At 51.7% G+C, this 14577-nt stretch carries 13 protein-coding genes; 4 read left to right on the top strand and 9 right to left on the bottom strand.

Features of this window, described 5'->3' with window-relative positions:
- Positions 1 to 129: 129 nt before the first annotated feature.
- The gene (locus tag Q0X64_RS06360; protein WP_297810115.1) at positions 130 to 1722 is read right to left on the bottom strand and encodes a tetratricopeptide repeat protein; all 1593 of its coding nucleotides are present in this window, start codon (positions 1720 to 1722) and stop codon (positions 130 to 132) included.
- 130 nt (positions 1723 to 1852) lie between these two features.
- Between Q0X64_RS06360 and Q0X64_RS06355 the strand changes: the two genes are divergently transcribed.
- Positions 1853 to 2872 carry a metal-dependent hydrolase gene (locus Q0X64_RS06355; RefSeq protein WP_297810112.1) on the top strand — a complete coding sequence of 340 codons (1020 nt, stop codon included), beginning with the start codon at positions 1853 to 1855 and terminating at the stop codon, positions 2870 to 2872.
- 202 nt (positions 2873 to 3074) lie between these two features.
- Here Q0X64_RS06355 and ald read toward each other — a convergent pair whose 3' ends face one another.
- Complete coding sequence (gene ald, locus Q0X64_RS06350; RefSeq protein ID WP_297810109.1) at positions 3075 to 4190, bottom strand: alanine dehydrogenase; 1116 nt, start codon at positions 4188 to 4190, stop codon at positions 3075 to 3077.
- 49 nt (positions 4191 to 4239) lie between these two features.
- Here ald and Q0X64_RS06345 point away from each other — a divergent pair, with 49 nt between their 5' ends.
- Together Q0X64_RS06345 and Q0X64_RS06340 are read left to right on the top strand one after the other, a co-directional pair.
- Entirely contained in the window at positions 4240 to 5862 is a 1623-nt protein-coding gene (locus tag Q0X64_RS06345; RefSeq protein ID WP_297810106.1) for a protein adenylyltransferase SelO, read from the top strand.
- A 512-nt stretch (positions 5863 to 6374) separates the two neighbouring features.
- A complete protein-coding gene (locus tag Q0X64_RS06340) occupies positions 6375 to 7484 on the top strand; it encodes a PQQ-dependent sugar dehydrogenase (RefSeq protein ID WP_297810103.1) in 1110 nt (369 codons plus the stop codon).
- Positions 7485 to 7490: 6 nt separating this feature from the next.
- On the opposite strand, the gene Q0X64_RS06335 is transcribed toward Q0X64_RS06340, so the two are convergent.
- Positions 7491 to 8705: an ABC transporter permease gene (locus Q0X64_RS06335; protein WP_297810100.1), complete on the bottom strand. Its 1215-nt coding sequence runs from the start codon at positions 8703 to 8705 to the stop codon at positions 7491 to 7493.
- Positions 8692 to 9357, bottom strand: coding sequence for an ATP-binding cassette domain-containing protein (locus tag Q0X64_RS06330; RefSeq protein ID WP_297810098.1), 666 nt, complete (start codon positions 9355 to 9357; stop codon positions 8692 to 8694). The genes Q0X64_RS06335 and Q0X64_RS06330 overlap by 14 nt, the downstream gene beginning before the upstream one ends.
- A gap of 69 nt (positions 9358 to 9426) precedes the next feature.
- Here Q0X64_RS06330 and Q0X64_RS06325 point away from each other — a divergent pair, with 69 nt between their 5' ends.
- Positions 9427 to 10005, top strand: a complete 579-nt coding sequence (locus Q0X64_RS06325) for a DUF3299 domain-containing protein (protein ID WP_297810096.1) — start codon at positions 9427 to 9429, stop codon at positions 10003 to 10005.
- Here Q0X64_RS06325 and Q0X64_RS06320 read toward each other — a convergent pair.
- The 5 genes from Q0X64_RS06320 to Q0X64_RS06300 form a co-directional block, all read right to left on the bottom strand.
- Positions 9990 to 11015, bottom strand: coding sequence for a GTP-binding protein (locus Q0X64_RS06320; protein WP_297810092.1), 1026 nt, complete (start codon positions 11013 to 11015; stop codon positions 9990 to 9992). The genes Q0X64_RS06325 and Q0X64_RS06320 overlap by 16 nt on opposite strands.
- Before the next feature lie 40 nt (positions 11016 to 11055).
- On the bottom strand, positions 11056 to 11622 hold the full coding sequence (locus Q0X64_RS06315) for a DUF2796 domain-containing protein (protein WP_297810089.1): 567 nt from the start codon (positions 11620 to 11622) through the stop codon (positions 11056 to 11058).
- Between the two features lie 31 nt (positions 11623 to 11653).
- Positions 11654 to 12043 (bottom strand): MerC domain-containing protein, encoded by a 390-nt coding sequence (locus Q0X64_RS06310; RefSeq protein ID WP_297810086.1) that lies wholly within the window; start codon positions 12041 to 12043, stop codon positions 11654 to 11656.
- A 61-nt stretch (positions 12044 to 12104) separates the two neighbouring features.
- Positions 12105 to 13766, bottom strand: coding sequence for a formylmethanofuran dehydrogenase subunit A (locus Q0X64_RS06305; RefSeq protein WP_297810082.1), 1662 nt, complete (start codon positions 13764 to 13766; stop codon positions 12105 to 12107).
- 156 nt (positions 13767 to 13922) lie between these two features.
- Positions 13923 to 14369, bottom strand: a complete 447-nt coding sequence (locus Q0X64_RS06300) for a Fur family transcriptional regulator (RefSeq protein ID WP_297810079.1) — start codon at positions 14367 to 14369, stop codon at positions 13923 to 13925.
- Between the last annotated feature and the right edge of the window lie 208 nt (positions 14370 to 14577).

The raw sequence follows: 14577 nt of genomic DNA, 5'->3' as shown, positions 1-14577 counted from the left end.
TCATCTGAGGTGGGGGCTGGACTGCTTCGTCGCTATCGCTCCTCGCAGTGACGGGGCTTGCTTACTGTCTGGCCTAACAATCTCTCAATTGTTGTCAGCCTTGAGACATAGGCCACAGTGTGACGGCAATTAAGCGGGTTTTAAATCAAAGGCGATACAAACCCGCTCTTCATCGGAGCTGAACGGGATGGTTCTGTGGAACACCGAGGATGGGAACATCACCAGGTCGCCTACTTCTGGAGCGATGGTTTTGGTGGGGAATTTATCATGCTTCTTAGGGTAATCATCGCCGTGGGTGCTGAGCTCTATGCTGCCTTCATGTTGATGCTGTTTGTTTTTAGGCAGCGTGAGGTACAAAGAGCCACTGACCCAACCTTCCTCATGAATATGCGAGGTCAGATGCCCGCCGGTTCGCATGCGCACGTACCAGGAGCTGGCGAATTCGGTGTTTTTTGGAAAGGCTCTGACAAACTGGCAGTTCTCACCGGAAAAGGTCTTACGGTAACGTTCAATGGCCTGCATCACGCATTCAGCAAGTTTTCTGAATGAGGCTTCAGGCCGCTTAAACAGATTGCCGGCAGACTGCACACCGTTATGCAAACGGCCCTGAGACTTTTCTTCGGCATCACAGGTTTCAATATCCTGCAGCAGGTCTTTCAGAAGCTGACTGTCACCTTTAAGTTCAGGAATCTCGGTGTGAAAGACAAAATCCAGTGGGTTCTTGCAAAAGTTGTAATCGTTGTCGGTGCCAAAGTTTTCAGCGTAGTGCCCGGCCAGTGTCGCCAGAAATGGTGAATTATCTTTGCTGCGCTTGAGTTCATCCAGCCCCTGTTTGAATGCTTCAAACTGGCCGGTTTTATACAGACAATACAACGATCGCTCCTGCCAGTCGGCATATTGCGAGCGCTGGAAATGTTCCAGTGCGCCCTGCAGATCGCCACTATCATAGAAATAAACCGCCAGACTGTAATTAGCCAGGGGCAATTCAGAGTCCAGTGAGAGCGCGTATTTGTATGCTTTCACTGACTCATCATAACGGCCCTGATCGCGGAGCACTTCACCGATATTGCTGTGCACCTCGGCGTAATCAGGCTTAAGTTCCAGTGCCCGGTTGTAGGCATCGATGGCATCGCCAAGCTTGCCCTGGTTTTTCAATGCCGTGCCCAGATTAAAATAGGTCTGCGCATCGGGCTGAATGGTCAGCGCCCGTTGGTAAGCGTCCACCGCTTCCACCAACTGCCCCTGCTCCTGCAATACGACGCCCAGGTTGGCCATGGCTTCGTAAAAGCCCGGTTCCAGTTCAACGGCTTTCTGATAGCTTTTTCCAGCCAGTTCAAATTGACGCTGATTTTGATAGGCAATCGCCAGGTTATAGTGGGCATCGACTAGGTTAGGTTTCAGTTTGACTGTTTTTTTATAGCTCTGAATCGCCTCTTCGGTGCGGTTCAGATTGGTCAACAAGATACCGACATTAAAATGCAGCTCGGCGATAGTGGGGTCAATTTTCAGCGCCTTTCGAAAAGCCTCGACGGCCTCCTTGAACTTGTTCTGACCCGCCAGCGCGTTGCCGTAAAGATTGTGCAGCACAAAAGCGTTGGGAAATTGCTTGAGCATTTTTTTGGCGCTGGCCTCGGCGGCGCCCAATTGTCCGGCATTGAGGGCATTAAGCACCGGTTGAATTTCTGCTTGCGTTGGCTGTCTCAGTTGCGCATTCTTTTTCATGTCTGGCTTGCGGTTGTGGTTCTCAGGAAAAGAAGCAATGAGAGTATTACAGGGAATTTTTTCCCGCAACACTCCGTGAACATCAGACCCATTATTTCTTAATTTGAGCAAGCGCAAACGATATCAAGCAATGGATACCATCACGCAAGCATTACTGGGCGGCGCCGTAGGCTACGCTGTCGGCGGTAAGACATCACGTCGAAAAGCGATGCTCTGGGGTGCCGGCATCGCTGTGTTGCCGGATCTCGATGTCATGATTCCCTACGATAACGATCTGGATTCGATGACCTTTCACCGAAGCTGGACCCACTCCTGGTTTGTGCATACGGCTATTGCACCGGTGTTGGCGGCACTACTTCAGCGTTTTGACAAGACCTTCGCCTTTTCCACCTGGTGGCTGCTGGTCTGGCTGGTGCTGGCCACTCATGCGGGTCTGGATGCGCTCACAGTTTATGGCACGCAGTTATTCTGGCCAATGATGCCGCCGCCGGTCTCAGGTGGCAGCGTGTTTATCATCGATCCGGCCTATTCCATTGCTTTGTTGGCCGGGTTTCTGGCGATATTACTGAGGCCCACGAGCACAAGCAGTAATAAAGTCATGCGCTATGGCTTTGCTTTTAGCTGCCTTTATCTCGTCTGGGGCTTCAGTGCCCAGCAGTGGGTCAGCTATCAGGCCAGGCAGGCACTGGCCGAGCAGCAGATCCACTATGAACAGATGCAAGTGTCAGCAACCGCTTTTAATACCGTCCTGTGGCGAATTCTGGTAATTGAAAAGGATAACTACTACGAGGGTTACCGCTCTTTGTTTGATGCCACTCAACCTATGCAATTCAAACGCTTTGACCGGGGCGGTGAACTGATTACCAAAACGCAGTCACTGCCAGCTTTGCAGCGCATTGACTGGTTTACCAATGGCCTGTTCAAGCTGGAAAAACAGGGGGAACAGATCATCGCCACTGATTTAAGAATGGGCATGGAACCCGCCTACTTTTTCCGCTTTAAATTAGCTGAAGAAAATGGTCGCGAGATTGAGCCTGCCGCGCCCAACCGCGTCAGGGTTGCTCCCAGTCGCCGTCAGGGCCTGCAATGGGTCTGGCAACGTATCTGGAATCCGGCGGTGGAGTTTGATTTTCAGCCTGTTCTGGAATAACCACAGAGGCACAGAGAACACAGAGTGAATGAAAAAACCTTTCCGCAGATTTCACAGATGAACGCAGATTACAAAAAGTTAAACTAAAACCTTGTTCGTCTGTACAACGTCTCTCTTTCCGGGTTGTTTTGCTCTCAGCAATCTGCGTTCATCTGCGAAATCTGCGGATAGTGAAGAACTCTGCCCTCTGTGCCTCTGTGGTTCAAACCAACACCGACTCAGGGCTAACAAACTCGTAACCATGTGCCTCGGCCACAGCCTGATAAGTGACCTTGCCTTGATAGATATTCAGCCCCGCCAGCAGATGCGGGTCATCCAGTAATGCCTGTTTAATGCCTTTATTGGCCAGCGCCATGACGAACGGCAGCGTGGCATTGGTGAGGGCAAAGGTGGAAGTTCTGGCCACGGCTCCGGGCATATTGGCAACGCAATAGTGAATCACGCCCTGCTCCTGGTAAGTGGGCTGGTCGTGAGTGGTCGGTTTGGCGCTTTCAAAACAGCCACCCTGATCAATCGATACGTCCACCAGCACGGAGCCCGGTTTCATCTTGGCCAGCATCTGACGCGAGATCAATTTGGGTGCTCTGGCACCGGGTAGCAAAACGGCACCGACCACAATATCGGCACTGAGGACTGCGCAGTCTATCGATTCAGCGGTGGCATAAATGGTTTTCAGCTGAGGGCCGAATTGTTCATCCAGGTTTTTCAGCCGGGCAAGGGATTTATCCAGAATCGTTACATCCGCGCCCAGGCCCATGGCCATTCGGGCAGCATTAATGCCAACCACACCACCGCCAATCACGACCACATTGGCCGGTGCAACGCCGGGCACACCGCCGATCAATACACCCATGCCGCCCTGTGTCTTTTCCAGCGCATGGGCTGCAGCCTGAATCGCCATGCGTCCGGCCACTTCACTCATGGGTGCCAGCAAAGGCAGTCCCTCATCGTCATCGGTCACCGTTTCATAGGCAATGCAGACCGCTCCGGAATCCACAAGATCACGGGTCTGCTCAAAATCAGGGGCCAGATGCAGATAGGTAAACAAAGCCTGACCAGAACGTAATTGGCGCCGTTCATCCTCCAGTGGTTCTTTCACTTTCACAATCAGTTCAGCAGCATCAAATATGGCTGCCGCTGTCTCCGCAATCTCGCCGCCAGCCTGTTGATATGCTTCATCACTGAGGCCAATGGCTGCACCTGCATCCTGCTCTATTAGCACTTTATGTCCGGCCGAGGTCAACTCCCGCACCCCGGCTGGTGTCAAACCCACACGATACTCATGATTCTTCTTTTCCCTGGGTACGCCAATTAACATCTTTTTTCTCCGGTTTTTTGTTAACACTAATTCTGATGTAATAAGGCTTATGACTGAACATATAGCACAAACCACAACGGAAACAAGCGAGCCGCTTAACTTTCATTTCGACAACAAGTTCGTTCGAGAATTACCTGCCGATCCGGTAACCGATAACCACCGCCGTCAGGTCATGGAAGCTTGTTATTCCTGCGTTACCCCGCGTCAATTCAAGGCCCCTGAACTGGTGGCCTTTTCCAGAGAAATGGCGGAGGAGCTGGACTTAAGCGAAGCGGATTGCCAGAGCGCGCAATTTACCCGTGTGTTTTCCGGTAACGAAGTGATGCCCGATATGGCGCCGCATGCCCAATGCTATGGCGGCCACCAATTCGGCAACTGGGCCGGACAACTGGGTGATGGTCGGGCCATTAACCTCGGTGAAGTTATCAACAAAAACGGCAAACGCTGGTGCCTGCAGCTTAAGGGTTCGGGTGAAACGCCCTACTCACGGATGGCCGACGGACTGGCGGTAATGCGCTCATCCATTCGGGAGTTTCTTTGCAGCGAGGCCATGTACCACCTGGGTATTCCTACCACCAGAGCGCTAAGCATTGTCGCCACCGGCGAGTCGGTCACCCGCGATATGTTCTATGACGGCCGCCCCAAGAACGAACCGGGCGCGGTAGTCTGTCGTGTTGCGCCCTCCTTCCTGCGTCTGGGGAGTTATGAAATCTTTACCTCGCGCGGCGATATCGAGACCCTGAGGAAGCTGGTCGATTACACGCTGGAAACTGATTTTCCGCACCTGGGCGCACCAGGCAAGGAAACCTATCTCAACTGGTTCCGGGAAATCTGCGAGCGTACGGCTGATATGGTGGTGGACTGGATGCGGGTGGGCTTTGTCCACGGCGTATTCAATACCGATAACACCTCGGTGCTGGGTCTTACTATCGACTACGGCCCCTACGGCTGGGTCGATGATTACGATCCCAACTGGACGCCCAATACCACTGATGCCACCGGCCGCCGCTATCGTTTCGGCGCCCAGCCGCAAATCGCGCAATGGAACCTGCTGCAAATGGCCAATGCGATTTACCCCTTGATTGATGACGCCGAGGCCTTGCGCGATATTCTGAATGACTATGTCACGGTCTATACCGATAAATGGCAGCAGATGCGCGCTGACAAACTGGGCCTGGCCGAGTTCAAGCCGGAAGACGAAGAGCTGAACCAGGAACTTAACCGGGTTATGCAGTTTACTGAGACAGATATGACGCTGTTCTACCGTCACCTGGCTGATGTCAGCGTAAAAGATATTGATGCTGACGAAGACACCCTGCTGGCTCCGTTGATGGTCGCTTTCTACGCACCGGAGAGTCTGAACAGAACCGACAAGACCGAGTTTGTGGCCTGGATCCGCCGTTATCTGCAGCGCGTGAAAGACGACGGCGTTGATGATAAAACCCGCAAGGCAAAAATGAATCGGGTCAACCCCAAGTTCGTGCTTCGCAATTACCTGTCGCAATTGGCGATTGATAAAGCGGAACAAGGCGATTATTCACTGGTCAATGAATTATTAGAAGTGATGCGTCGGCCTTATGATGAACAGCCGCAATACCATGAGTACGCCGCTAAACGGCCGGATTGGGCCAGGAATAAGCCTGGTTGTTCGATGTTGTCATGTAGTTCATAGACTGGGCGATTCATCAAAGCATGCACTGTGTGCTTGAAGATGGGACTTGATTGCTTCGCTAGCGCTCGCAATGACGGAAGAATGGTTTTGTGGGCTATAGCTGCTGGTAGCGGGGAGTGACCAATCAGTCCTGTTCTGCGTCGTTAATGTTGGGACTGGATTGCTTCGCTGCCGCTCGCAATGACTGAAGAATGGTTTTTTGCGGGCTATAGCTGTTGATATCGGGGAAGACAATCAGTCCTGCTCTGCGTCGTTAATGTTAGGACTGGATTGCTTCGCTCACGCTCGCAATGACGGGGAGTATGGCTTTGCCGACTTTTAGTTTTATTTGAGGTTAATTGTGTAGTGGTGTCGCGTGATGGAATGTGATGTATCTCAAACCCGCGACCTATCTGGCTCACGTCATTGCGAGCGTATGCGAAGCAATCCAGGCCCGAAGCCTTAAAATACCCCCGAATGCTCACGCCGCTGAACCTAAACTTTCGTAACGCTTTCTAACAAAGGAACTGAATATGAAATGGCTACAAACGCTGACTTTATCCCTGACCTGCCTGTTAGCATTTTCGGTGAGTGCCGACATCAGCCGTGACAAGGATCTCAAAATAGAAAAGCTGGCCAGCGGCCTCTCCGTCCCCTGGGGCATGGCAGTATTACCCGATAACAGCCTGCTGGTGACGCAGCGTGAGAACAAGCTGAACCATATCAAAGCCGGTTCCGCTGAGGTTATTAAAATCAGCGGCCTGCCGAATGACGTACGCGTTGGCGGTCAGGGCGGCCTATTTGATATCCGCCTGTCGCCGGACTTTGCCAACAGCGGCTGGATTTATATCAGCTATATCAAAAATGTTGATGGTAAAGGTGCGACCACGCTGGCACGTGCCAAACTGCAGGACAAGCAGTTGGTCGAATGGCAGGATTTGATTGTCACCCAAAGCCGCACTGGCAATGATGTGCACTTCGGCGGCCGAATTGCTTTTGATGCCAATGGCCATGTGTTTCTGTCACTCGGCGATCGCGGTGAACGCGAAAATGGTCAGAACCTGGGCAACCATGCTGGCAGCATTCTGCGCCTGAAACTCGATGGCAGCGTGCCGGAGGATAATCCTTTTGTCGGTCAGGACAATGCCCTGCCGGAAATCTGGAGCTATGGTCATCGCAATGTGCAGGGGCTGTTTTACAACACAGACACCGAGACTTTATGGGCCCAGGAGCACGGCCCCCGCGGCGGAGATGAAATTAACCTGGTCAAACCCGGTAACAATTATGGCTGGCCGGAAATCTCCTACGGCCAGGAATACTGGGCGCCGATGGCAGTAGGTGAAGAGAAAAAAGCAGGCATGGAACAACCGGTCAAAATGTATGACCCTTCGATCGCGCCCAGTGGCCTTATTCAATACCAGGGCACGTTATTTCCATCCTGGCAGGGCAAGCTACTCTCAGGGGCGATGAAACTGCAACACCTGAATATCGTCACCCTCAATGACAGCAATGAAGCCGTGGACGAAAAGCGTTTGCTGAGAAGCCTGAACAGCCGTATCCGTAATGTCATCGAAGCACCCAACGGTGCTGTTCTGGTCGGTACTGATGCGGGCATTATCTACCGCCTCACCCCCGCCAATTAAATAACACTAACGCAGTTGAAGATTCAGCCCCTGCCGGTAAGCATTGATTGCCGGCAGTAAGGCTGACACGACCGCGGCCAGCACAATCCCCATCAACAAATGCGCCATTCCCGGCTGTAGCAGGCTCTCAGAAAGAAACAAACCGAATTGGGACAACAGCCACTGGCGCAGCCAGATATCGCCTGCTGCTAATGCCAGTAAGGCGACGATGATTGATGAGACAGTAATCAACAGCGCTTCCAGTTGCAGCAAGGCAAACAAAAAGCCGGGCCGGTATCCCAGTGCTCTTAATACCGCCAGTTCATGTTGCCGCTCCCGCATCGACAGTAACAGCACGTTGACCATGCCAATCAAAGCGCCCAACAGCACCAACAGCGATATCACCCATAAAGTCTGTTCTACCCCGCCGAGCATTGACCACAGGCTGCTCAATGCCACACCGGGCAAAATAGCCTGCAGGGCTTCACCCGCATATTGGTTGATCTCTCGCTGCAGAGTGAAGGTTTTGATTTTCGATTTGAGCCCGACCATCACGGCAGTTACCGACTGCGGTGTCAGATTAGGGGCGGTATCAGCACCGGGGAAATCCGCGTGCATGGCTTCCAGGCCGGTCAGGCTGATAAATACCGAACGATCGATCGGCGTGCCGGTGGGCTTGAGAATGCCGCTGATTTGAAATGGATGGTTGTCATGGCGACTGAAGCTGGTATCGGCAATGCCGTGGGCCAGCACAATCTCATCGCCGGCCTGATAGCCCAGACTGGAAGCGACTTCAGCCCCCACCACCGCATCATAAGTTTTATTAAAAGCCTGACCGGAAGCAAAATCCAGTGCCTGATCAGCGCGATATCGAAAATGCGCGAACAGCTGCTGTTCAGTCCCCACCACCCGGTAGCCTTGATGAGAATCCCCCAGTGACAAAGGAATAGTCCAGTCGACATCCTGATGCTGTTGCAACATCCGATAACTGTTCCAGCTCAGGTTGTGGGTTGGTACACCGATATGGAAAATGGAATACAACAACAGGTTGATCTGCCCGGTACGCGGGCCGACGATTAAATCGACGTCAGAAACACTTTGCTGAAAACTTTCCTTGGCCTGATGGCGGATGTTCTCGACGCTGAGCAGTACAAACACGCTGACGCTCATCATCAACACTGTCAACAATACCGTGCCCAGCCGGGAACCGAGACTGTAGCAGGCAAGTTTAAGCAGCATCATGCTGAAGTGCTCCTATTTCGACATGTCGACTGAAATGCGACCGCAGACTGGTGTCATGACTGACAAAAATCAGGCTGGTGCGTGCTGGCACCAATTGCTGCATCAATAAATCAATAAACCTGTCACGGTGAGCCGTATCCAGCGCCGAAGTCGGTTCATCAACCAGCAGTAGTTCAGGCTCGTTAATCAGGGCGCGGGCAATTGCCACCCGCTGCTGCTGACCGACACTGAGCAGGCCTGCCTTACGTCCGGCTTCTGCTTCAGTCAGCCCCAGCTTGTCCAACAGCTGGGATGCGCGCTTATCAGCCTCTGCTGCTGACAGCGCCGAGAAATGACTGGCAAGGCGAATATTATCCATCACACTGAGGTAAGGAATGAGATTAAACTGCTGAAATACCATGCCGATATGACGGGCCCGAAACGCATCGCGGCGGCGAGCAGACAATTGATTAATCAGGGTATCAAGCAAGCGGATCGTGCCCTGTTGCGGCGTAAGAATGCCCGCTAGTAAATTAATCAGCGTCGATTTGCCACTGCCGGAAGGGGCTGACAGAAAGATAGCCTCACCGGCCTCGACCTGCCAGTGAGGGATATGGAGCAGGTCTCTATCGTCACCCGGATAACGGAATGTCAGATTGTCGATAAGGAGCATATTTACACAGTCAATTCATGTACAATCAGCTTGGATGATACAACATATCAGGTCAATAATGAGTTGCGTATGCCCAAGCTAACTGCTGCCCTCACCCGCCAGATCGTCTTTCTTATTCTTTTTGTTTTTTCAGGCCTGTCATTGGCCGAAGACTACCAGCGTATCAACTGGGTTGATCTGCTGCCGGAAAAAGATTTGAAAGCGCTGGAGAATCCACCCGACTATATCAACGAGATTGAAGACGGCAGTCCTGAGGACAATCTCAGTAACAAAATGCTCAACGCACTGGAACAGTCTACCGCACCCGATGATGCCTACCAGCGAGCATTGGTTTCAACTGATATTGTTGAATCCATGGACGGCAAAGCCATTCGGCTACCCGGTTTTATTGTGCCTGTAGAGATGAACGACAAACAGGAAGTCACGGAGTTTTTCCTGGTGCCCTACTTCGGTGCCTGCATTCACCTGCCACCACCACCACCCAATCAGATTATTTATGTCACCTCACAACAAGGCATTATGGTGGAAGATATTTATAATGCCTATTGGCTGGAAGGGACCATCACAACCAGCTTCACTGAGAATAATGTGGCACAGTCTGCTTATAGCATGACCGCGGAAACGGTAGAACTTTATACCGAAGAGTAATCACGGCGGCGGGCCAGTAAAGACGTTTCCAGCGCGGCGGCATCCGGTTTGCTCCGAAACAGCATTTCCAGTCGGCTCTCATCGACGCCTGTTCTGCTGTGCTGAGCTTTCATCTGACCCTCAACCTGGTTAATCACCATGGCCTTATTGCCAATGTTAACCACAGCTTTGAGTCTCTCAGCTTGCTGCACAGCACACCATTCAAGCAAGCCAGCCTCATCAAAATGCCAGTCTTGTTCAAAGCGCCAGCCACAGCTGTACCAGCCATCGAGCTGTTGCTCCTCTCTCAGGAAACCACAGTCAGGCAGCGGTGCTTCAGCTGACTCCAGGTTGAGCACGCTGGGCGGATTGGCCCATTTCGCCTGATCAAACTTGGCCGGCGCTGATAGCCAGGCCGGATCCAGCCGTCCCTGTTCACAATAGTGCGTCGGCATCTCATCAAGATGCAGTCTAATCAGCGTCTTTTCCATTTGCTGAATATCAGCGGGTGCAGATAAATCCGTTTTGTTGACAACGAGTGTATCGGCGATATGCAGTTGCTGCTGAAACACCGGGTGTTCGGTATAGCGCGCATCATTAAAATGCCTGGCATCGACCAGTGTCAGGGTGGCTCTGATATCAAGCATCCCCCGGTAGTTGGGGCCGGCCAGCGAAGCAATCACCTCCTCCGGATGACCCAGGCCACTGGGTTCGATCAGTAAGCGATCCAGCTTACGGCTTCTCAGCATTTGATTGAGCGCCACCTGCATAGGCAGTCCTGCAGAACAACACATGCAGCCACCAGCAACCTCCCGGATCTCTATCTGCCCTTGTTTGTCTGTGGTGCTGCTCAGCAACTGGCGATCAATGCCGACTTTACCGAACTCATTGATGAGCACAGCCCAGTGTTCTGAGTCAGGTTTCTGTTCAAGCAGATGCTGAATCGCTGAGGTTTTCCCGACCCCGAGAAAGCCGGTGATGACATTGGTCGGCAGCGCGTGCTGAATACGCTGTAGTTTCAGTTCGCTCATAAATTGGGGGCTGTGATTGAAAAAACGAGGTTGATGCGAGCTAGCGCAGTGGAACAGGATCACTGTCTTTGCTGAGGATGAATTGGGATTGTCCTTTGGTCGAAATCAACTGCACTGTCAGCTTCTCCACACCGGGAAAGGCGGAAAAAATCTCAGGTTGAAGACGGTCGGCCTGTTCTAGCTCATCACAGCTAAGGTGATACTCACCCTGCCATTCGGCATGTTTGCCTGACGCATCGTTAAAAGGCGGCTTGTGATGCTGGTCAGTAAGCTGACATTGTCCACCGGGAATAGAAAAGAGTGAACGGTAACCGGCCAGCTGTCGCAGCAGTTGCTGATAAGACTGTTTCTGTTGCTCAGTTTTCGGCGCATGCTCAAAACCAAGCAGGTTCTCCATTGGCGAGATAAACTCAACCAGCAAAGTCTGTCCATCAATGACCAGGTTTAACGCTGCTTCCCCGTGCACATGGGCTTCAGTCGAACTGTGTTGGTGGCCATGATGATCATGGTGGTCATGCTGCTCGTCGGCGACAACAGCTGCGCTTGTCGACACGGACAGCAAGGCTGCAATGACACTCCCAAGTGCATTCAATCTGAACCTGTTCATTTTTCGCTCCTTAAACAGTTTCTCTGGTGGCTTATCGGGTAGCCCGCACCAGTACCTCTGGCGACACCACTGTCTGACGTTGCAGCAACATGCTATTCCAGCTGTGCGCGAACATCAGCAGGCAAGCTCCCGGGACCGTAATCCAGAGCTCCAGCGTTTCAGGCAGGATCAGGGCACTACTCAGTGCAGTGATACCCGCAGCAGCCACTAACATTGGCCCACGAGAGCGATGATTACGATAAGAGACGGGTAAACTGAACAACGCGAGCCCGACAACCGGGAATAGCAGCGCAAGGTGTACCCATTCAGACTCCAGCATTTCGCCGGCAAAACTCATCAGCCCAAGACTGATAATCAGCGGGGGCAGGAAACAGTGCAGCAGACAGAGCCCGGATAATAACACGGCTGCTTTATCTTTCATTCAGACCTCAAACTATATGATGTATCGTATCTTAAATAGTGAATTATACAGACTCCAGATGCTAGTGTGAGAATGCACCGCTGACTATGTGCATCTGCAATCGTCTTTCAAGCTCGCCAGTGTCATCGGTGATACCATAGTTACTGATTCGTAAACTATAGAAACGATCGAAATAGCTTTGAATATGAGGCTCAATTTTCCGATCATAGCTCACATTCAGGGCCAGCGTTTTGCCCGCCGCACTTGAGAGGATAGCGCCCTCATCCAGAACCAGCTGGCCGTTTTTAAACACTTTGTCAGCCCGGCGGAACATCGCCGCTTTATCGTCCTGTTCACGGTAGACCGCAATATCTGCTCTGGCGCCCGGCTTGAGATGACCACGATCCTGTTGACCCAGTAATTTCGAAGGGGCAGCGCGGGTCATCACCGCGATTTCATCGAGGCTGTATTCGCGTTTGATATCTGCCAGCAAGGTCATTTCAGCGATATCCGGATGCAGATGAGACAGACACTCGATTCGGTAGTCGTAATCCATCAACAGCCGCAACAAATCGGGATAGCGGGTAAACGGCGCGCCATTGGGGTGATCTGTGGTGAAAAATAAACGCCAGGGATCATCGCAAAGCAGGAATATCTCCAGACCGATAGCCCACTGCAGACCATTCACGAAACCCGCTGATTTGTAGTGATAAGGAACAATCCCACCACTCCCCTCGTTCTCGGCATGCCAGACATTCCATTTCTGTGGTGAGGCGTCATAGCGACGAGCAAACTGTGCTATCACATCACCAGACAGGGTGACAGTCTGACCAAACAAAACCTGTCCCACATCCATGGTAATATTCGGGTGCCGGTTAAAGGCCTCCATCAACCGTGCTGCCGACGATGAGAAACCATATTTGCCTTCATCGCCATAGCCGTAAAACTGCACATGTGCCAGGTGCATGGGCAGGCCCTGTGCCGCCTCCATGGTGTCAACGATGGTTTGAATATTGCCGGGGGTGCCCAGATTATTGCAATGCACATGAACAGGGTGTGGTAAGCCGGTTTGAACCACGGCGGTTTGCAAGCGTTGCAAAAGCGTTCTGGAAGATATGCCGTACTCAGGCACAACATCATCCAAACTGAAGGTCTCTGCTCCCTTTTTGAAAGCCTGCGAGCCGCCGGCATTGATCACCTTCAGGCCCAGCGCCTTGGTGACATTCATTGTCCAGCTGACGTAGTCGTTCACTTGTGCCTGACTGGCATCGGCACGCAGCAACCTGACCAGGAAATCATCACTGCCAAGCACCGCTAACGCTGCGGTATCAATGATGGGAATATCTGCCAGCTCGGCATGCACCTGCGGCGCATTGACCGGCAACATCGCTGGCTCCAGCACCATGCTGTAGCCCATTTCGGTATAACGATACCCGGTCTCAAAGGAAGACCATTTGGCATTGGAAAATGGTGTCTGATGATTGCGTTCAAGATGACTGCGATGTTGCTCAGGCAACATCAGTCGGGCGGTATTCACATTACCGCCGGCAATGTGACTGTGAATATCCAGAGCACCAGCCATGGTCACGGACCCATTCAGGTCATACACAGTCGCTTTTTGCTGCAGTTCCGCTGAAGGCTCATCGATTATCCTGTCATCGCCTATCCACAGTGTCATCATTTCCCCGCTGGCTTGTTGAAGTGGATCATAGACACGGGCATTTTTTAAACAAACGATGTTCATGGAAACTCCTAAACGGCCATTGCGAGGACAACGACAGCCTTCTCAAGCAGGCAAGGATCTGGCTGTTTTCAGCAATTGGATAAGTCAGCCAGCATTAGATATATCATATCATTTATTACAAAAAAGAAAACCGGCAACATAGCCGGTGACAGGTGATTACTGGCAGTCTTCACATAGCCCATGAAGTTCCAGTTGGGGGCTGTTTAACTGGAACTTATTGTCACTGATACTTTTTTTCAGCGCGTTAATAAGCCGATTATCAATCCCTACCTCACGCACTGAATGACAGTTATCACAAATCAGGAACTGTGGTGTCTGATGACCGTGGGTACAGGTAATATGAGAGCAGGCAATAAACTTATTCGCTGATGCCAGTTTATGAACCAAGCCTTGTGAAATCAGAAAGTCGAGCATTCGATATACCGACATCGCCGGGATGGTCTCACTCAGAATCTGCTGGTAATGATCGGCAATTTCATAGGCTGATAAGGGTTGGGGTTGTTGCAGCAAAATCTCGAGTACCTGGCGACGCTTGGGGGTTAAACGCCCCCCCTGTTCCATGCAGGTTTTTTCAGCTTGCTGAAGTATTTTTTCAGTTTTCATTGGCATATCGGTTTGTATGAGTTTCCGGGCAGCTGACTGTGATACGTATCTCAAGTCCAGCAAAGACGCTACAGCGCTTTTCGCCAGTGTTCTTTTACTGCCTTATAGCAGTAGACCATAGCATGCTGACGAAACGATTATTTTAATAGATACAGTATAACCTTTTCTTGAAAAATGGCACGACTATTATGATATGATATATTGTATC

This window comes from uncultured Methylophaga sp. (genome assembly GCF_947259025.1).
Classification (GTDB): Bacteria; Pseudomonadota; Gammaproteobacteria; order Nitrosococcales; family Methylophagaceae; genus Methylophaga.
The sequence above is the reverse complement of the archived record's forward strand: the minus strand, read 5'-3'. Positions and strand labels throughout refer to the sequence as shown.

What these genes read in the sequence shown, in the direction of transcription:
- Q0X64_RS06360 (WP_297810115.1), bottom strand. Translation starts at nt 1,722, where the DNA reads ATGAAAAAGAATGCGCAACTGAGACAGCCAACGCAAGCAGAAATTCAA.
- Q0X64_RS06355 (WP_297810112.1), top strand. Translation starts at nt 1,853, where the DNA reads ATGGATACCATCACGCAAGCATTACTGGGCGGCGCCGTAGGCTACGCT.
- ald (WP_297810109.1), bottom strand. Translation starts at nt 4,190, where the DNA reads ATGTTAATTGGCGTACCCAGGGAAAAGAAGAATCATGAGTATCGTGTG.
- Q0X64_RS06345 (WP_297810106.1), top strand. Translation starts at nt 4,240, where the DNA reads ATGACTGAACATATAGCACAAACCACAACGGAAACAAGCGAGCCGCTT.
- Q0X64_RS06340 (WP_297810103.1), top strand. Translation starts at nt 6,375, where the DNA reads ATGAAATGGCTACAAACGCTGACTTTATCCCTGACCTGCCTGTTAGCA.
- Q0X64_RS06335 (WP_297810100.1), bottom strand. Translation starts at nt 8,705, where the DNA reads ATGATGCTGCTTAAACTTGCCTGCTACAGTCTCGGTTCCCGGCTGGGC.
- Q0X64_RS06330 (WP_297810098.1), bottom strand. Translation starts at nt 9,357, where the DNA reads ATGCTCCTTATCGACAATCTGACATTCCGTTATCCGGGTGACGATAGA.
- Q0X64_RS06325 (WP_297810096.1), top strand. Translation starts at nt 9,427, where the DNA reads ATGCCCAAGCTAACTGCTGCCCTCACCCGCCAGATCGTCTTTCTTATT.
- Q0X64_RS06320 (WP_297810092.1), bottom strand. Translation starts at nt 11,015, where the DNA reads ATGAGCGAACTGAAACTACAGCGTATTCAGCACGCGCTGCCGACCAAT.
- Q0X64_RS06315 (WP_297810089.1), bottom strand. Translation starts at nt 11,622, where the DNA reads ATGAACAGGTTCAGATTGAATGCACTTGGGAGTGTCATTGCAGCCTTG.
- Q0X64_RS06310 (WP_297810086.1), bottom strand. Translation starts at nt 12,043, where the DNA reads ATGAAAGATAAAGCAGCCGTGTTATTATCCGGGCTCTGTCTGCTGCAC.
- Q0X64_RS06305 (WP_297810082.1), bottom strand. Translation starts at nt 13,766, where the DNA reads ATGAACATCGTTTGTTTAAAAAATGCCCGTGTCTATGATCCACTTCAA.
- Q0X64_RS06300 (WP_297810079.1), bottom strand. Translation starts at nt 14,369, where the DNA reads ATGAAAACTGAAAAAATACTTCAGCAAGCTGAAAAAACCTGCATGGAA.